The sequence below is a fragment of the Sphaerisporangium sp. NPDC051011 genome (assembly GCF_040653595.1).
GTDB lineage: Bacteria > Actinomycetota > Actinomycetes > Streptosporangiales > Streptosporangiaceae > Sphaerisporangium.
In genome coordinates this window covers 313,275-330,336 of record NZ_JBFAGG010000008.1, presented here as the reverse complement: position 1 = coordinate 330,336, position 17,062 = coordinate 313,275, and the positions used below count along the sequence as shown (strand labels likewise).

The window sequence follows — 17,062 nt, the reverse complement described above, 5'->3', positions numbered from 1 at the left end:
CCCGTGCTCTGTTATCCGGCGGACAGCGCGGCGATCAGCGCGCGCCGCTCCTCGGGGTCGTGCCGTGGGGCAGTCTCGGCGTCCTGGGACTCCTCCAGGACGTCGAGAACGGTGTCCTCGTCCGCGCCGGCCAGGCCGAGCAGCGCGGCGTTGCGCAGCAGCGTGTCGTAACGCTCGACGTACAGGGCCTCTGCGACGTTGAGCGCGTCAGCCAACGGCAGGTCGCTCAGCCGTAGGAGACGACCCGCCCGGCCGGAACCGTGCGCGTCTCCGGCTCCGGCCCGTCGACCACGCGTACCGTGGCCTGCGAGAGCGAGACGACCTTCGATGTAGCCCCGGTTGTCGGCGGCCCATCCGGCGAGTCGGAGGGCCTGGTCGTAGGGCGTTCGGCGTAATCCTCGAAGATGTCGCCGATGATCTGGATCAGCAGCTCGGGCTCGGGACGGTACTTGCGGCAATGGGCGCGGAACCGCCGATACTCCTTCTCTCCCAGGACGGTGATGAACACCTGCGCGAGGATGGCCAGGCCCTCGGGGCTTTCGGAGTCCACCCCTTCGGCGGCCAGACGGGCGAACTCGGACAGATCCAGCGCCGACGGCGCCTCCGTGCAGACGAACGTCACACCGTCCAGCTCGAAGTCGAACTGGGGGAGCTTCGGCGCGGTCTCGTCGTCCGGGATGGAGGCGGCGGAGGTGTAGGAGCGTTTGGTCATTAGAGCCTCGTGGGGGACGCGAGAAGGGCTTTGAACGGCTTGGCGCCGGGGGGGCGCTCCAGCTTGAAGTTGCAGGAGATCGCGGCCTTGGCCGCGCCTTTACGGCGCTCCATCTCCATGTTTCCGACCTGCAGGCATTTGCGGTACAGCCACCTCTCGGTGTGGTCTTCGGACTCCCAGCCGAGCATGGTGCGCACCTCCTCGCCGAGGTCGGGCGGCTCGAACGTGACGAACCCGGAGCCGGCCGTGATGGTGCCGCCGTTGAGGGCCGTCTTCAGGTTCGACGCGGTGATCTGCGCGAGCGCGAACTCGAGGCCGAGCTCGCGGGAGGTCAGTGCAACGGCGATGGGGTCGAGTTCCTCGGCGACCTCCACGTTCTCGCTGCCGACCGTGTAGGTCAGCTTGGAACCCTCGGTGGTGTAGCCGAGCGGAATCCAGTTCGGCGACACCGAGGCCCAGGGCGTGGTGAGGTCGGCGATCTCCGCAGTGCCGAGGACCGCGATGTACAGGACGCCGGGTCCGAGTGCGATCGCCTCGGGCTTTCCGCGGCCCATCAGGCATCACCCTTTCCTTCGGTGGTGGCCTGGCCCTGGCGGGTCTCAGGCGGCGTGGTTGCGGGGTCGGGGTCGGGGTGGCGGACCTTGCCGGCCCAGCCGTACCTCTCGACGTGGTCCGCGGGCACCCGGTCGCCGGCGTTGTGCGCGCGGGCGAAGGGGTTGTCGTCGATGAACAGCGGCTCGGTCGCGATGTAGTACGGGGGCGGTTCCTCGCCGTCCACGAGGGAGCCCTGCTCGACCCGCGCCGGAGTGGTCGGCGGGCGCGCCGGGGCCTCGTCGGCGGGCGGAGGAGCGTCGGCCGTGGTGGGCTCGTCGTTGAGGGTCTGCGGGTCCTCGGCCGTGGTGGCGTCGCGGCGAGCCATCATGAGCTCTTGAAACAGCCGACGGTGACGCTGGCCGCGTCCGGGGTGTAGGTGATGGAGCACTGGCCGTCCGCGGCGGCGTACAGGCGCGCCGGGACCGGGATCTTCCACCGCTCCCCAGCCGGGATCGTCACTGGCCGATCATTGATCGCCAGCCCCTCCACGGTGCCCGGCGTGACGAGCGTCACCGTCCGGGCGGCCGCGTTGGCGTTGTTCACCTCCAGGAACACCCCGTCGCCCGGCGTGCAGGTGTCCCCTGAGCCCGACGCGGCGACGAGGGTCGATGCTGAGCCGCTCGGCACCAGCACCTGCGTTGGCAGTGCCGCCATAGATCCTCCAGGTCAGATCGAAGTGAGGTAGAAGTCGGCGTCGATCAGGTAGCCGAGATCGGGGAGCGCGACCGGGCCGGTGATGTCGTCGGCGACCAGGCACCGCGCGATGTCGCCCATCGGCGCCGGGTCGCCGGTCAGGGCTTCCAGGGTGTTGAGGTAGGCGACCGCGGCCGCCTCGGCGGCCTCGTCGGTGCCGGCGTAGATGGTCGCGGAGATCCGGGCCCGGCCGATGCCCTCCTCGGCGACCAGCTCCAGCGACCCGCCGACCTGGGACAGCAGCGCATACGCGCCCTGTCCAGGCGATCGGGGTGGGTCGGCGGCGCGGAACGCTCCGAGCGCGAGCGGCAGGCCCTTGCCGACGAGGCTGTCGAGGCTGTTGATCCACGCGCGGACCGCGGTGACGGCGACGATCACGGCCATGGTCAGGCTCCGCGGAGGTCGTCGAGCGCCGGGCGCAGGTGGGGCTGCGCCCGGGTGCCGGGGTGGTGCACGACCTTGGCATAGCGGACCTTGCCGTCGGGCCCGGTCCAGCGCAGTACCCCGTTCGGGTTCCTGGGGCGGATGGTGTGGGGGCGGGTGCCGACCTCGACGAACAAGCCGTACGGCTGGCCGTCCACCGTGCGCGCCGGGGAGGCGATGTCGACGTACAGGCCGAGCGCGTCGCGGCCCAGCTCCCACGCGATCTTCGAGCGGAGATACCCAGGGCGGCGGCCGCCGGACCCGCTCTTGGACACCGGGGCGCGCCGCTTGGCGCCCTGCGTGACGATCTCGCCCTTACGGGCCAGGTCGCGGGCGACCGGCCCGTCCTTGCCGCGGAGAAGCTGATCCATCTCGCGCTCGTTGAAGTCGATGCGGAACCCTCGCCCGCCGGAGCCGACCGCCACGATGCCTCCTCACACGGGGTAGTCACCCGGCCAGGTCGGGGTGGGGAACGAGTACTGCGGGAACCGCGCCTCCGGGCCCGCCCCGGGGGCGTTGATCGCGTCCTTGAGCGCGTCCAGGGCGTCCTTGGCCCGCTGGTCGAGCCGCTCGTACAGGTTCGGGTCGGACTGCCGGGCCGGGTAGGTCAGCTCGATGTCCGCGGCCGCGCGCAACGCGGCGGCGGCCGACGCCATCTCGTACAGGTACGCCGGCGAGGCGGGGACGACACCGCCGACAGAGGACAGGACCTCGGTGACCGCCCGCCTGATGATGCGGTTGGCCTGCTCATCGGTCGGAGTGGTCTCCGCGGTGAACGTGCCGAGCAGCGTCTCGTCCCCCGGCTGGGTGCTGTCCCGGGTGCGGGTGGGGATGTGGTCGGCCACCTGCTCCAGCGTCGGCGTCCACGGCTCGGTCACTGCCATGGGCGCTGCCTCCGGTGGGTTGGTGGCCCGGCGCCGGCGGGGGCTGCGGACGCCGGGCCACGTCTGTCAGGACCGGACGTACTTGCCGAGGAGCTGCTCACGGGTGAGCGCCTCGAGCTCGGCCCGGTCGTCACCACGGGCGACGCCGTAGTCCACCAGGTCCGGCTTGGATGAACGGGCGTTGACCTTCGCCGCGGGCTCCGGGGCCTTGGGCTCCTGAGCTGCGGTGTCCGGCGACGCCGTCTCGGCCGGCGCGGACTCGACTTCCTCGATCATTCGCACGGAGAGCAGGTGGTCGATCCGGTCCTGGGGCACCCCCGGGGGCAGAAGGTTGCCGCTGTAGAGGGTGATGAGCTGCTGGCCAGCGGGGATGTGGGTGACGCACGCCCCGGTCACCCGGTAGGTCTTCGCCATGATCAGCTCCTCGCGTTGATGATGCGCACACCGGCCTGCGGTTCGACGACCACGGGCACCGTGGGGCGGCGGGCCCAGATGTCCCAGGAGTTCGCGCGCGCGATGCGCTCGTTCTGGACCTGGACGCCCATCTCGGTGACGACGTAGCCCGGGTCGACCTCGTCCTCATCAGCCATCCCGCCCAGCTGCGTGCTGTCGAACACCCACACGTCGGCGGTGGGCAGTCGCGCGGCGGGCGCCTTGACCACGATGAGGTCGTCGATGATCTCGATCTCGCCGTCGTAGATCGGGTTGTCGGTGGTCTCCCGGCGGCGCGCGTTGGTGACCCGGTCGTCGGACACCATGAACGCGTACATCTCGGTGGACAGCAGCACCGTGTCGGGGTTGAAGCCCTGGTCCAGATCGGTGACAGACGCCTTGGCCATCTCCAGGCCTCGCAAGATGTTCGGGTTGGTCCCGTTCCACGCACCCCCGTTCGTGGTGGCGTCCAAGGTGCGGTTCACCGCGGACGCCACCGCGGAGATGGCCAAAGAGTCGACCTTGATCAGGATCGTGTTCAGGAGCTTGCGCAGCACCCGGTCCAGTTCGTCGCCGCCACGGACCCGCCGCTTGATGGCGGCGTCGGTGAGGCGGGACGCCTGGCCCCAGTCCTGCACGGCCGCCAGCGCGGCCTGCCCGTCCTGGGTCGTCGCGTAGGGGTAGGTCGACCCCGGCGACACGGCCTGGATCGGCCGGGTCGTCGTGATGCCCTCGGACACCTCGTACAGCAGTGAGCCGCCGCGAGTGCGGTACTTCTGCTTGAGGATCCGGTCGGCGACGAACTTCATGTCCTTCAGGGTCCGCAGGCGCCGCTCCAGCTGCGTGGGGGACTGCAGCAGCCGGTGGATGGTGAGCAGGTCACCGTTAAGGGTGGGTGCTCCCGGGGGGTTCACAGCCATCTGGCCATGTCCTTTCTTAGCGGCCGATCCACTGGGCCTTCTGGCCCGACGCGGCGGTGGTGATGGCGGTGCCGATGTAGGTGCCCGCCGCGGCGATCGTGGCGAGCGTCCCGGAGTCGACCCCGCCGGAGGTCGAGGAGGTGAGGGCCGCGCCGGCGGTGACACCGGCGGGGCTGGTGGTCTCGTGGATCACACCCGACAGCGGCCATACGGTGACCAGGCCGCCGGAGGGGGCGTCGTGCTGGGCGATACCGATGGCGGCGCCGTTGGCCCCGGCGGTGGGGGCCACGCTGCCGACACCGGACACGTAGAGGACCTGGCCGCCGGTGACGTTGGCGCTGGCGGTCATCGTGAACGGGTCGGCGCCGTTGCGGAACACGGGCAGGTAGTCAGCCATGGTTACCTTCCGGGGGTCGAGAAGGCAGCGTCGAAGTACGCGTCGGCCTCCGCGCCGCCGGTGGTGGGTTCACCGCCGGGCTCGCCGATGTCCTCCAGCGGGACCAGGCCTTCGGCGAGGCTCGCGAGAGTCTGCCGAGTGCCCTCGGGATCGGCGTCCCACAGGGCGGCCCAGTGGTCGCGCCGCGCCGGCGGGAACTTTCCGGCCCGGATGGCGTCGTTGAGGGCGTGGTCGCGGGCCTCGCGGATCTGCTGGGTGCGGGCGGCGACGCCCTGGGCGGCCTGCTCGCGCAGTTCGTTGAGCATGGCCTCGTCGACGGCGACGGCGCCTGGCGGCAGAGCAGCCGCGACAGGCTCGCCGGTGTCGGTGCCGCCGTTGTCGGCGCGCTCGGCAAGGGCCTCGTCGAGCGCGGCGAGAAGGGCCTCTTCGTCGAGCTCGGCGTCCTCGATGCCGAGCCGCTGACGCAGGCCCTCGCTCAGAGTGGACATGTCGTCCTCCTCCTCATCGGTTGGCCCCGCGGCCGGCCCGGCCGGGGGAGTCGTCGGCGTCCGGCCCAAGCTGGCCAGGACGGGTGTGGGGGCGTGCTCGCGTCCCGCGTAGCGGAAGATGCTGAGGTCCCAGGACGAGTTCTGCGCGGCCGCGCCGTCGCCGCCGTCGTCCGGGGTGGGGTGCGTGGCGACCTCGTCGGCCAGTCCCGCCGCCACCGCTTCCTCGGCTGTGAACCATGTCTCGGCGCGCATCAGGGCGCGCCAGTCCTCCACCGTTCCGCCGGCGCGCTCGGCGTAGACGGAGGCGATGTTGTCGGAGTGCCGGTCCAGCAGCACCGCCGCCTCGCGCATCTCGGTGGCGTTGCCGATCGCCATCCCCCACGGGTCGTGGATCATCATCTGCGAGTGCGGCTGCATGATGATCTGGTCACCGGCCAGCGCGATCACCGACGCGATCGACGCGGCGAGCGAGTCCACGACGGTGGTCACGCGGGCGGAGTGGGAGCGCAGCAGGTTGTGGATCGCGATCCCGTCGACCACGTCCCCGCCCGGGGAGTTGAGCCGCAGCCGGATCTCGCTGGCGGTGATCTCCCGCAGCTGCTGGGCGAAGTCCTGCGCGCGGGTGCCCCACCAGCTGATCTCGTCGTAGATGTAGACATCTGCGGGGCCGTCGTCGCCGGCGGCGTTACGGATGCGGTACCAGTCGGTCCGCCCTCCGAGTTGGGCGCGCGGCCGCGCGGTCCGTAGTCTCACTGGTCCTCCTGGTCCCATAGGGCGATGACGATGCCTCGGCAGCGCAGCCCGCCCTCGCAGTCGATGTAGCCGCCCGGCGCGTACGCGGCCTTCGCCGCCACCAGGTCCTCGAAGACCGTGCCGTCGATGTCCTTGCACGGGCCGCAGGTGTTGGCGTCGAGGACCTCCAGCGCGGAGTACTGGGCCTCCGGGGCGACATCCAGCACGGCCAGCCGTCCGGATGCCTGCGCCGCCGACAGCGCACCGCCGAGCTGGTCGCGCAGGAACGCGTCCGACAGGCTCTCCAGGTGCTCGGTCACCGCGTCGGCGACCTGCTCGCCGTCGGCGTCCGGCACGGCCAGGCGCAGCGCCTCCCGCGCGGCCGCCCCGGCGAGCCACCCGGCGAGCAGCCCGGCCAGCGCCTCGGCGATCGACCCGAGGCGGGTCCGGTCCGCCGGTGGCGGGTCCACGTCCACGCCCTGGCTGGCGGCTTCGTCGGCCATCTGCCGCGCGGAGGCCTCGGCCAGGTCCACCATCGCGTCGGTGAGCTGCGTCTCGGCGTCGGTCGTGTCGAGGTCCATCCGCGCGAGCGCGGCCAGGTCGACGGCGTCGATCGCCGCGGCGACGAGCTCGGCCAGGGCGTCTCGCCACGCCTGCGAGATGGCCTCCCACGCCGCGAGCAGCGCGTCCAGCGCCTGCTGCCACAGCGACTGGACGGCGTCGGGGTCGACGCCGGACCGGCCCTCGTCGACGGTCAACTGGCGCCGCGGCTTGGACGCGGCGGCCCGCGCCGCCCGCCGCCGCGCCGCCCGCCGCCGGGCCGGCCCGCGGGCGGGGCGGCGCCGCGCCTGCTGATCGTCCGGCTCGGGCCCCGGCTCCGGGGGCGGCTGAGGCTGCGGGTCGGCAGGCGGCGGGGGAGGCGCGTCCGGCGACTGGTCGGGCAGCCGCCAGGCGCGGCGGACATACGCCTCAAGGTCGGGATCCGGGGTGAGCGCCCCCGACGCGATCAGCATCTGCAGGGCCTCGGCCGTGACCTCGTGCCGGGTCCCAACATCCGAGGCGACCACCTTGGGAGCGGGCTCGTCCTCGCCCCAGTTCAGATCGACCAGGTTGGTGACGATGCCCGGCATGGTGGGGTGGCCGCTGGTGGCCACGTCACCGATCTCCCCAGCGAGCGCCTGCAGCGACAGCAGGAACAGGTCGAGGAACGACTGGCCCAGCGCGCGGGATCCGTTGCTGGTGTCGCCCAGGTCCATCAGGCCGGCCAGCGCTGACCTGGACATCTGCTGGTCCAAGTAGTGGATGAAACCCAGCGCGTCGGGCACGCTGCCGGTCATCCCGGTGATCGCCAACGTGAACCCGGCGGGCAGGCCGATGCCCGCCTGGTCGCCTACGCGCATCGCAGAGGCCAGCCGCTGCGCCTCGGTGATCTGCGCGGGGGTCGCGCCGGGCGGCGCCCCCACGGAGGGGATGCCCATGCCGAAGCGTCGCTGCGAGGTGGCGTGGACGCGCCAGATCTCATGCTTGAGCAGCCACGGCCCGTAGGACGCGCGCAGGATGGACCGGCCTGCCCAGTTGGAGCCCTCCCGGTCACGGACGTACCAGACCAGCCGGTCGGCCGGGATCGGCTTGCCGCCCGCGAAGTCCTGGGTGACCGACTTCAGCGAGCCGTCGCGGTTCAGCGCGATCTCGTTGATCGTGTGCGGCATCCGCTCACCCAACGCGACCAGGCGCGCCTGACCGCCGCGGATCTCGTACCGCCGCTCGAACGGCATGTGCCCGAACACCAGCGACAGCAGCGCCAGACGCAGGTGTTCGTCCCAGCGCACACCGCGCCGACGCGCCGGGCCGGGCTCCTCGTCGGCGCCGAGAATCGGCAGGCCGAGGTCGTCCGCGACGACCTTCACGACCTCGTCACGGCACCCCGCCGGATCCACCGCCCACGTCGCCCGCCTGATCGGCAGCGTGTAGGCGGCCAGGACGCCGGTCAGCTGCGGATCGTGCCGCATCCGCGCGTACGTCTGCACGCTGGAGGGCCAGATCAGGTCCGGGATGGTCTCCAGCCAGTCGCCGAGCCACATCCCGTAGTTGACGTCCAGGTTCCCGATGTCCCGGGTGGGCGCGCTAGCCACCATCGGACGCCCGCTCGATCTCGATCGCGGCGTCCAGCAGCAGGTCGGCCATCCGACGCCGGAACTCAGCGCCGTCCAACTGCACCGTGCACCTGGCCTCGTTCCCGCCCGGCAGCCGACTGACCTCGCCGGGCGTCACACGAAAAGGAACCCTGACCGTCCCGATCTCCACTTCGTGCGTCCCGACGCGCAGGACCACGGGCAGGTGCGGACGCAGACTCGCCATCACCACCCCGTTCAGTAGTCGGTCGTCATGGAAGGCACCGGGTTCGCCGCCTGGTGACGCAGTTCGAGACCGGCCCGGTTCAGCGGGCACGCCGGCGCGTACGGGTCATGTACCGATCAATGCCGAAAGGCAGGATCAGCCACCTCGACCAGCGCAAGAAGCGGATGTCGAGAGCGACGTACGGGAAGTCCCACCGGCGGCCGCGACTGGCCCGCAGAGGCCAGGGCGCATCACCCTCTACGACCACCCTCGAAACGGACACCCCGGGGAAGATCTTCATGCCGGCCCCTTCCGCGCGAACGATCAAGATCAGTAGTCGACCGACATGAAGTCCACCCCGGAGTCGTTGCCGGTCGCCGCGGTGTACGCCTGCTCGATGGCGCTGCTCTCGGCCGAGGGGTCAGCAGCCGCGGTGTCCGCGCTCTGCGGCGGCACCCAGTAGGCCGACCGGACCCGGGCCGCGTACGACAGGGTGTCCACCTGGTCGTCATGCGCCGCCGTCGGGAACGAGGCGAGCTCGTCGCACCACTCGTCCAGCCAGTCGACCCCGGAGGGGAACCACACCCGGTGCTGCTTCACCCGCGTCGCGGCCGGGAGCGCCCTGGTGAGCTTGTCGGTGTCGGCGGTCAGCGGCTGCACAGGCACACCCGACGCCGTGGCGTCGATCACGAGTGTGGTGCCGATGAATGTCTGCTCGACGAACACCACGTCGGCGACCCACTTCTCGCGCAGCGGTCGCACCAGGTCCCAGTGCTCGGTCTCCTCCAGTCGGGCCCGGCTCCGATCGAGCAGGATCAGGTCCCCGTCCTTGGAGATGGCCCACACCGACGCGACGGTCCAGTCTGCCGACGTCTTCGTCGACGCGGCCAGGTCGACGGTCATGAACCGCCAGCAGTCGTCCAGCGCGACGGCGCGGCCGCCGAGGTCGACCCGGCGCCCGCCCATCAGCCCGTGCCTGCCGGCATCGGCGGGCATGGTGTGCCAGTACCGGAAGTCCTGCCGCTTGAAGAGGTTGCCCTCGGCGGGGCTCGGCGCCTGCTGGAAGATGGAGTTGAACACGTACGCCGACCGGCGCTCCTTGAGCCGGTGGAAGTACCCCGGCTTGCGCCGCTGCACGCTGATCAGCTCTTCCCCGGGGCGCCGGCCGAGCGGGTCACGCGGTCCGGCGATCGCGGGGACGACGACCTGCCGCCATTCGTGCGGTTCGCGTGCCATGAGTCGGCCCGCCAGGTCGTCCTCGTGCCAGCGGGTCATCATCAGCAGGACTCGGCCCCGCGAGCTCAGGCGCGTGCTGCCGTTGGACTCCCACCAGTCCCACGCCGCGTCCCGGTAGGTCTGGGACTCGGCCTCGGCCCGCCCCTCCACCGGGTCGTCGATGATGAGCACGTCGACCGGCTCGCCGGTGATGCCGCCGGAGATACCGACGCAGACCAGCTGGCCGCCCTGCTCGGTCTCCCACCGGCCCGCCGCCTGGGAGTCCTTCCGCAGCTTGATGTGAAGTTCGGGGTGGGAGCGGATGTCCCGCAGGATCTGCCGTCCCCACCGGACTGCCTTGTTGCCCGCGTAGCTGACGATCGCGATCCGCAGCGTCGGGTCGTGCGACAACAGCCACGCCGGCGTCCTGCGAGAGACCTTCTGCGACTTCCCTTCCTGGGGAGGGCAGAAGATCATCAGGTTCCGGTCGTCGTCGCCGTCGAATAGCTCGACCAGCTCGCGGTCCATCAGATCGAGCAGCGCCGTCTGCCGGTGCATGCGGTCCAGCGCGGTGGCCATCGCCCCGGGCGACGCCCACTTTCGTTGCCGGGGGGCGAACTGTGCGGCGGCGAACTCCCACGCGGTGAGAGCCACCCATCACACTCCGACGGTGAGAGACCCTGACCGGCGAACGGGTTTCCGCGGTGCCGCGGACGTGACCCGGGCCCACACGACGTACTGCCCGGCCTCCAGGACGACCGCCGAGCCGGGGCCGACCGTGATGACGATGACGTCCTGGCCGTCGTCGACCGCCCACGCCGCGGTGTGGTACTCGTCGCTGGCGGGTTCGCGGCGCTCGGCGACGGGGACGAACGCGACCTGCACCGGGAGTCCGGTGGCGTCGCCCGTGCAGGGGATGGCGAGGTCTTCGGTCGAGGTCGCGGCGAGCCACATCATGCCCCCCTGACTCGGACGGGGCCGACCCGCCAGCGCAGACGCAGCCGGGGCGGGCGCAGGTAGATGTCGATGTCGGTGTCCGGGGCGATCACGGCGACCTGGCCGCGGCCGGGCCGGACCGTGATGGCCGCGGAGACACCGACGAGTGTCACATGCCGGACGGCGAGCAGGTCGCCGCTGGCGGGGCGCACCCGGATCCCCGCTGCAGGGCCGGTGAACGTCGCGGCCACACCGCCGAGCAGCAGCGTCCCGGCGCCGGGACGCAGCCGGAGGACCGCGGCGGGGACGGCCGGGGTGGCGTGCTGCACGGTGAGCACGCCACCCGCGACGGGCCAGGCCCGCAGCGGCGCAGCGGCGCCCCGCACCGGCGCGTTCTGCACGGCCAGGACAGTCCCCTGCCCGGCGCGTACCCGGACTGCGGAGCCCGGTCCGGGGATCGTCACCGACGACCCGCCCGCCACAGCCGAGATCGCGCCGGCCGCAGGCCGGAGCCGGACCGTCGCCGCGGCCGCGGGGAGCGGCGCTTGCTGTACGCCGGTGACCGCGCCGGACGCGGGCCGCACGCGCAGCGCAGCAGCAGGTCCGGGGATGGTGGCCGACGAGCCGCCGGTCACCGCGGTGACCGCGCCGGAGCCCGGCCGGACCCGCACCGTCGCGGCAGCGGCACCGAACACCGCGTGCTGCACTGCGGTGACCGCACCAGCAGCCGGGCGAACCCGGACCGCGGAGCCCGGCCCCGGGATCGCGACCGATGCGCCGCCCGACACCGCGCCGGTACCGGGGCGGATGACGGTGCGCGCGGCCGCCGCGGTGAACGTCGCGTGCTGCACCGCGAGCACCTGCCCGCCGCCCGGCCGTACCCGGACGCCTGCCGGACTCCCGGGAAGGGGAGCCGCCTGCTGGGCGAGCACCGTACCCGCCGCCGGACGGACGCGGAACGTACCGGCCGCCCCTGCCAGCGGGGCGACCTGGACGGCGAGCACGGCACCGGACCCTGGCCGCAGGCGGATCGCCGCGTCGGTGCCCACGATGATGTCGGTCGCCGCCAACGAACCGGCGACCGGGCGCCGCACCAGCCTGCCCGCCGGGGCGGTGAACGTGGCGTTGACCGGCCCGGTAGCCGTAACCGTCCCGGCGACCGGGCGCCGCACCAGCCTGCCCGCCGGGCCGGTGAACGTCGCGGAGACTGGCCCAGCAGCGGCGACCCGGAGGGACATGATGAGGGCGACGCGGGCCTGCGGGGTGATCGCGCCGTCCCAGGTGGCGCTCGTGCTGTAGCCGGTCGCACCATTCGCCGTGACGGGAAGCGTCGCCACGGCGATGCTGTCACGTGTGCCGCTTGCCAGCGTGGTCCAAATGTCCTGCAGCTCCGCGAACGAGTTCGCCCACCCTGACACGCCGCTGAACGCCGCGTCCAGGGCGCCGCCGATCAACGCGACGAGCAGCCTGCCCCCGGCTGTCGGCGTCAACGTCGGCGTCGCGTACGTCGTGCCCGATGACTGGTCCAGGAGGCCAGCCGAGATGTCGTAAGGAGATGCCGAGTCCAGGCCCGAGAACTCTGCGATGGCCCAGCAACTCGGCGCCGCCGACCCGAGGGTGTAGGAGATGTTCTTCTCGCCGCCCGTGGCAGTCCGACGCCACAGGTAGGCGCCCAAGAACGTTTCCTGCCGGCACCCGGTGTGCTCGGTCCACCCGGACGGCGGGGTGGCTGCGTAGTCGTCGCCGCCGACCGCGAGCAGGAGCTGGTTGCCCGCGGTCGCCGACGATATGAGGGCCGCGATCTGGGTTGCCGAGGAGGGAGCGTTGTTGGCCCCGCTGGCGGACTGAACGATCCCGGCGGGCACGGCACCCCCTCAGGCGATCACGACGCGCAGCGTCAGGAACCGCCGCCGGACTCCCACGGCTTGGACGCGTTGTACTTGTCCGCGATGCGCTGGGCGGCGACCCGGTCGATCTCGTAAGCGTTGGGCCGCCACAAATCGAGAGAGTCGAGCGGGGGGACCTCCACCGACTGGGGGATCCACTCGACCGGTGTCGTCTCGGCGTAGAAGGTCGACAGCGGGTAACCCCACCCGGCGACATCGACGGTCACTCCGTTGCGAGCCAGGTAGACGAGGTCGCGGACACGTAAGACGGCCATGTGGGCCCTTTCGTCGGCGGGCTGGTCAGCCCGTGTAATCGGTGGCGTTCCTGGTGCCGTCGGGCCACCAGTACTTGCCGCTGTCGGCGGGGTTGCCATATGCGGCGCCCGCCGGGACGAGCCACTTGTTGCGGCGCCAGGTGTTGCCGCTGCCGTCCTTCCAGCCGTACAGCTCGCCGTGCACAGGCTGAATCTGGGTGGTGAGCACGTTGTCGGTGAACACGACGTTGCTGTTGCCCGCCGCGTTTCCACCGATGTTGACGGCGTAGCCCCACCCGCCGAGCAAGTTCCCGACGACAGTGACGTTGGAGTAGTAGGCGCCGTCGTACTGCAACGCGATGCCGTTGGTGTTGCCGCCGGAGATGATGGTGTTTCGCCTGATCGTGACGTACTGCATCTGGGATCCGCCGTTGTTGCTCAAGATCCCGTCGTGGTGGTACGTCGATCCGGCCTGATCGGCGGCGTCGTGGAAGTAGGAGTCTTCGACGAGCACCGGGTTGGTCTGGGTGCTGGTCCCCAATTGGATTCCGTTGCCGAAGCCCCAGAACTCGCACCGGCGGACCGTCAACGACAGGCCGACGTGGTTGATCCCGTACTGGTAGCTCTGCGCCAAGCTGACGGGAGGCGTGCTCGTCGCAGCGGGCCGGAACGTGCAGTACTCGAAGGTCGTCCGCAGCCCGTAGTCCTGGACGTTCCAGTCGTTCGGCGCCGTCGTCTGGAATAGGCAGCCGCGGAACGTGACGTCGCTGGGGGCCGCTCCCGGCACGCCGATGGTGGCGCCCGTGAATCGCAGCCCCTGGAAGGTGGTCCCGGTGTCCGAGGCGGGGATCGGCATCGGCCCGGTGTAGGTCGCGAGGCTGCCGGTGTAGCCGGGCCAGGCCGTGTACCCGGTCGTTGCGGCGCTGGGGAACCCGCCCATCACCCCCGCGCTGGGGCGCAGCCGCAGGGCGGCCGCTGGGCCGGTGAACTGGGCCGCCGCAGCGTCGGCTACGCCGGGCCGGGCGATCCGGGTGGCGGAAAGACGCACCTCAGTTCGTGAATGAGATGAGGATGCCCTGACCGGCGTCCGGCGTAGGCGTCCAGGGGCCGCCGTTCGATGCGGGCTGGGCACCGCCGAGGTCCCAGCACGTGGCCAGCGGGCTGGTGCTCGGCGTGCCGGTGTCCTTGTAGAACAGCAGGAAGGACGCCGTGAAGCTGCCCGGGTTGCCGGTCGTGATCGGCGGGATGGTGCCGGTGGCCACCAGCGCGCCGGTGCCGACGCACGCCCAGACAACGCCTCCGTCCGTCACGGTCTGCCCGACCACCGTCGGGTACGTCGGGACGGCGCCGCCCGTGGTGCCCGCCACGGTCGCCTGGTAGAGGAAGCCGTTGCCTGTCGCGGGACGGACGACGGCGCCGGCTGCGTAGGCGGTGGCGTTGGCGCGCTGCGTCGTCCACGAGTTCGCCGCGGTGTAGGTGAGGGTCTTGCCGGTGAGGGTCAGTCCGCCTGGGGTGTACCCGGTGGATCCGCCGCCGGTCGCTTCCACGGCGACGCCGCCGGTGACGACGTCGGACAGGTACTGGGCGGTATCTCTCGTGGACCCGATTGTGTAGCTGGCCAGGGGCATGGCCTTGATGGTGTCCGAGACCCAGTTGATGCGCGCCTCGAGCATGGATTTCTGGAACAGCCCGTAGTTGAACGCGGTGACGGCCATGGGTCAGCCCTCCCTGGGCGTGGTGGTCCACCCCGGGGGTGGGACGGGTACGGGGTTCGGGGATTCACTCGGCGTGGACGAGGTCGCCCTTGAGTACCGGCTTTTCGGGGCTGGCCGTGATGCGCACCCACGGCCGGTAGGTGACACCTTTGGTCAGCGGCAGGCCCGTGCCCGGGCCGATCAGGACGGCCGCGTCCGAGCCGATCCAGCTGGCTGGCTTCCAGTCCCCCGAGGTGGGGTCCTGGCCGTCGGGGAGGACGGCCATCTCCACGGTGTACCCGGTGAGGTCTGCCGGGCCGGAGCAGGGGACCTTCAGGTACTCGACCGACAGGCTGGGGATGCCCAGCATCGTCCCTCCCGTCAGGTGTGAGGCGGGCCGGCAGACCAGCGGCGCGTCGGCGCGCCGGTCGCCCGCGCGGCACTGGAGGTTCCGGCGGACCATCCGCGCTTCGGGGCGCCGAGCACGGCGGTGATGTCCTGGACCCGCGCCCCGGCCAGAGCGTCAGCGCTGACAACGGTCTCGGTGAGCGCGACCTGGACGGTGACGGTCAGCGCGTCCACCGCGGTGACCGTCTCGGTGAGCCCCACTGCGGCGCGCGCGGTGAGCGCGTCGACGGCGGCCGCCGTCTCCGCGAGACCGATCGGCATGCCCGTGCGGATGCTGTCGGTCGCGGTCGCGGTATCGGTCAACGTCGTGCTCACCTGGACGGTGAGCGCGTCGACCGCAGTGACCGTCTCCGCCAGCCCCACCGATGCCTGGGCAGTGAGGGCGTCGATCGCCGTGACGGTGTCGCGGAGCTGCACTCCCGCGGAGACAGCCAGGGCGTCGGCCGCCGCCGCGGTCTCGGTCAGCGTGATCGACGTCGACCCGGCGGCGATGTTGATCGTGAAGCCATGCGCGAACGTGGGCGTACCGCCCGACGTCGACAGCGTGAAGTTCTGGACGCCCGTTGGCGAGCTGTTCGCGACCTGCTTGGTCGCCATGCTGCCGATTGTGTATGTGCGGCTCTGGATGTCGACACGCTCGGTGTATGTGGCCGGCGGCGTCGATGAGAGCGTCGCGTTGGCGCCCCGCGCACCGATCCAGCGGACCTCCAGATCGCCGGCGCTCTGGGGTGTGCCAGATGGTGTGGGGACCGTGACCGATGAGACGCTCCCAGAGGGCTGCGTCACCACGGGCACAGCAGCATCGGAGACCGCGACGATGCCGACTGCACCATCAGCAATGGACGGCTGGGTAAAACCGTAGGTGGCCGGCTCAGCCGCGCCCGCGTACTTGTACCAGATCCGGGTGAGGATGCTGCTGCTGCCCTCGTCGCGGGAAACGAGAAGCAACCAGCTGGCTCCGCCGGTCGGAGTGCCCAGCTCGGACGCCGACCCGGAATCGGCGGAGTGGAAGGCGATCAGCAGGTCACCCTGCACCGTGCCCGCAGGCTTGGACGCGGTGAACGACGTTCCCGTTGCGGCCGCCTGCGAGGCGCTGCGGAAGGTCGGCATCGTCTACCCCCGGGCCCGCTAAAAGGGGTGCGATCAGCTGTAGGTGATGGTGGCCGTGGCCGCCCATATCTGCAGGTTCGCCTTGGTGCCCTGGGCGATGGCGGTCCGGTGGTTGTACAGCAGCGCCCCTACCGTCGCCCCGCTGGCCACAGTCGGGGCGCCGATGTCGATACCGAACTCGGTCCAGTTGAAGTTGCCGTCGCTGCCGCCGAACGTGGCCTTCAGGGTGATGACCCCGGCGGCCTGCTGCGGGTAGGTGGCGTCCATCACCTGGAACCAGCGGTTCGCCGCCCCGGCGGCCGCGGACAGGTCGGTGTCGCCCACGGCCGCGGTACCTGCGCCGTTGCCGACGCCGATCCGCGTGGCGGTGTTCGTCATCGCCTGTCCACCGGCGCCGATGATGAGGCTGGCCTGCCGGCCGAGTCCGGCGGTGGTGACCAGGTTGCCGTGGACCTCGGTGACCTCGAACGGGCGGACCTTGTGCCGTGCGAAGTCGTCGCCGACCGGCGCGGCGAGCCCTGAACGGCGCCGCAGCCACGCCGTCTGGTCGCCGTCCCACCGCTCGACCAGCCAGCGCGTCGTGGCCCGCGCGGTATCACCGATGGTCATGGGGGCTCCAAGCTAGGCGGGGCAGGCAGCGGAGGCGTAGGACGCACGTAGCGCGTCCCTCGCTTCGGGGGTCGTCGGCACCTCGATGCCCTTGTTGATGCAGGCCTCGATCGTGGCCAGGTCCGCGAAGTCGTACAGGGTCGCTCGCCGGTCGCCCCACCTGCGCACCCCGTAGCGGGTGGCCCACGAGTAGATCGTGTGGGGCTCCCGATGGAGACGGGTGGCGGCCTCGGTCACGCTCACCGGGTCGGGGCGCATGATCACCCCCGGGAACGCGAAAGCCCTCGGCGCGGAAAGCGTCCGAGGGCAAAGATCACATCACCGTACGGTGCATAGTT

Annotated in this window: 24 protein-coding genes; all 24 read right to left on the bottom strand. The window is 71.4% G+C overall.

The genetic code is table 11. The annotated features are described in order from the left end of the window. Positions 1 to 11: 11 nt before the first annotated feature. The 24 genes from AB0H21_RS21025 to AB0H21_RS20910 all read right to left on the bottom strand — a co-directional run bounded on the left by AB0H21_RS21025 (position 12) and on the right by AB0H21_RS20910 (position 16,982). Positions 12 to 215, bottom strand: a complete 204-nt coding sequence (locus tag AB0H21_RS21025; protein WP_358518859.1) for a hypothetical protein — start codon at positions 213 to 215, stop codon at positions 12 to 14. An 11-nt stretch (positions 216 to 226) separates the two neighbouring features. Continuing rightward, positions 227 to 712, bottom strand: coding sequence for a hypothetical protein (locus AB0H21_RS21020; RefSeq protein ID WP_358518856.1), 486 nt, complete (start codon positions 710 to 712; stop codon positions 227 to 229). Next, complete coding sequence (locus AB0H21_RS21015) at positions 712 to 1,266, bottom strand: hypothetical protein (protein WP_358518853.1); 555 nt, start codon at positions 1,264 to 1,266, stop codon at positions 712 to 714. The genes AB0H21_RS21020 and AB0H21_RS21015 overlap by 1 nt, the downstream gene beginning before the upstream one ends. Next, entirely contained in the window at positions 1,266 to 1,634 is a 369-nt protein-coding gene (locus AB0H21_RS21010; protein ID WP_358518850.1) for a hypothetical protein, read from the bottom strand. The genes AB0H21_RS21015 and AB0H21_RS21010 overlap by 1 nt, the downstream gene beginning before the upstream one ends. Continuing rightward, positions 1,631 to 1,960, bottom strand: coding sequence for a hypothetical protein (locus AB0H21_RS21005; protein ID WP_358518847.1), 330 nt, complete (start codon positions 1,958 to 1,960; stop codon positions 1,631 to 1,633). Before AB0H21_RS21005 ends, AB0H21_RS21010 begins: the two co-directional genes overlap by 4 nt. A gap of 12 nt (positions 1,961 to 1,972) precedes the next feature. Continuing rightward, positions 1,973 to 2,383, bottom strand: a complete 411-nt coding sequence (locus AB0H21_RS21000) for a hypothetical protein (protein ID WP_358518845.1) — start codon at positions 2,381 to 2,383, stop codon at positions 1,973 to 1,975. A gap of 2 nt (positions 2,384 to 2,385) precedes the next feature. Further along, the gene (locus tag AB0H21_RS20995; RefSeq protein ID WP_358518843.1) at positions 2,386 to 2,847 is read right to left on the bottom strand and encodes a hypothetical protein; all 462 of its coding nucleotides are present in this window, start codon (positions 2,845 to 2,847) and stop codon (positions 2,386 to 2,388) included. A 9-nt stretch (positions 2,848 to 2,856) separates the two neighbouring features. Then, positions 2,857 to 3,306 carry a hypothetical protein gene (locus tag AB0H21_RS20990; protein ID WP_358518842.1) on the bottom strand — a complete coding sequence of 150 codons (450 nt, stop codon included), beginning with the start codon at positions 3,304 to 3,306 and terminating at the stop codon, positions 2,857 to 2,859. Between the two features lie 66 nt (positions 3,307 to 3,372). Beyond that, positions 3,373 to 3,720: a hypothetical protein gene (locus AB0H21_RS20985; RefSeq protein ID WP_358518840.1), complete on the bottom strand. Its 348-nt coding sequence runs from the start codon at positions 3,718 to 3,720 to the stop codon at positions 3,373 to 3,375. Positions 3,721 to 3,722: 2 nt separating this feature from the next. Further along, positions 3,723 to 4,658: a hypothetical protein gene (locus AB0H21_RS20980; RefSeq protein WP_358518838.1), complete on the bottom strand. Its 936-nt coding sequence runs from the start codon at positions 4,656 to 4,658 to the stop codon at positions 3,723 to 3,725. Between the two features lie 16 nt (positions 4,659 to 4,674). Then, on the bottom strand, positions 4,675 to 5,055 hold the full coding sequence (locus tag AB0H21_RS20975) for a capsid cement protein (RefSeq protein ID WP_358518836.1): 381 nt from the start codon (positions 5,053 to 5,055) through the stop codon (positions 4,675 to 4,677). A gap of 2 nt (positions 5,056 to 5,057) precedes the next feature. Beyond that, on the bottom strand, positions 5,058 to 6,296 hold the full coding sequence (locus AB0H21_RS20970) for a head maturation protease, ClpP-related (RefSeq protein WP_358518833.1): 1,239 nt from the start codon (positions 6,294 to 6,296) through the stop codon (positions 5,058 to 5,060). Then, complete coding sequence (locus AB0H21_RS20965) at positions 6,293 to 8,410, bottom strand: hypothetical protein (RefSeq protein ID WP_358518831.1); 2,118 nt, start codon at positions 8,408 to 8,410, stop codon at positions 6,293 to 6,295. Before AB0H21_RS20965 ends, AB0H21_RS20970 begins: the two co-directional genes overlap by 4 nt. Next, positions 8,400 to 8,633, bottom strand: a complete 234-nt coding sequence (locus tag AB0H21_RS20960; protein ID WP_358518830.1) for a hypothetical protein — start codon at positions 8,631 to 8,633, stop codon at positions 8,400 to 8,402. Before AB0H21_RS20960 ends, AB0H21_RS20965 begins: the two co-directional genes overlap by 11 nt. A gap of 309 nt (positions 8,634 to 8,942) precedes the next feature. Then, positions 8,943 to 10,481 (bottom strand): phage terminase large subunit, encoded by a 1,539-nt coding sequence (gene terL, locus AB0H21_RS20955; RefSeq protein WP_358518828.1) that lies wholly within the window; start codon positions 10,479 to 10,481, stop codon positions 8,943 to 8,945. Positions 10,482 to 10,484: 3 nt separating this feature from the next. After that, positions 10,485 to 10,784, bottom strand: coding sequence for a hypothetical protein (locus AB0H21_RS20950; RefSeq protein WP_358518825.1), 300 nt, complete (start codon positions 10,782 to 10,784; stop codon positions 10,485 to 10,487). Next, entirely contained in the window at positions 10,781 to 12,628 is a 1,848-nt protein-coding gene (locus AB0H21_RS20945) for a hypothetical protein (protein ID WP_358518822.1), read from the bottom strand. The genes AB0H21_RS20950 and AB0H21_RS20945 overlap by 4 nt, the downstream gene beginning before the upstream one ends. A gap of 32 nt (positions 12,629 to 12,660) precedes the next feature. Next, positions 12,661 to 12,924, bottom strand: a complete 264-nt coding sequence (locus AB0H21_RS20940; protein WP_358518821.1) for a hypothetical protein — start codon at positions 12,922 to 12,924, stop codon at positions 12,661 to 12,663. Positions 12,925 to 12,949: 25 nt separating this feature from the next. Next, positions 12,950 to 13,951 (bottom strand): right-handed parallel beta-helix repeat-containing protein, encoded by a 1,002-nt coding sequence (locus tag AB0H21_RS20935; RefSeq protein ID WP_358518818.1) that lies wholly within the window; start codon positions 13,949 to 13,951, stop codon positions 12,950 to 12,952. A gap of 1 nt (position 13,952) precedes the next feature. Beyond that, the gene (locus AB0H21_RS20930; protein ID WP_358518815.1) at positions 13,953 to 14,618 is read right to left on the bottom strand and encodes a hypothetical protein; all 666 of its coding nucleotides are present in this window, start codon (positions 14,616 to 14,618) and stop codon (positions 13,953 to 13,955) included. A gap of 64 nt (positions 14,619 to 14,682) precedes the next feature. Beyond that, a complete protein-coding gene (locus tag AB0H21_RS20925; RefSeq protein WP_358518813.1) occupies positions 14,683 to 14,967 on the bottom strand; it encodes a hypothetical protein in 285 nt (94 codons plus the stop codon). An 11-nt stretch (positions 14,968 to 14,978) separates the two neighbouring features. Next, positions 14,979 to 16,115 carry a hypothetical protein gene (locus tag AB0H21_RS20920; RefSeq protein ID WP_358518811.1) on the bottom strand — a complete coding sequence of 379 codons (1,137 nt, stop codon included), beginning with the start codon at positions 16,113 to 16,115 and terminating at the stop codon, positions 14,979 to 14,981. A 33-nt stretch (positions 16,116 to 16,148) separates the two neighbouring features. After that, complete coding sequence (locus tag AB0H21_RS20915; protein ID WP_358518809.1) at positions 16,149 to 16,724, bottom strand: hypothetical protein; 576 nt, start codon at positions 16,722 to 16,724, stop codon at positions 16,149 to 16,151. Between the two features lie 12 nt (positions 16,725 to 16,736). Next, positions 16,737 to 16,982 carry a hypothetical protein gene (locus AB0H21_RS20910; protein WP_358518806.1) on the bottom strand — a complete coding sequence of 82 codons (246 nt, stop codon included), beginning with the start codon at positions 16,980 to 16,982 and terminating at the stop codon, positions 16,737 to 16,739. Between the last annotated feature and the right edge of the window lie 80 nt (positions 16,983 to 17,062).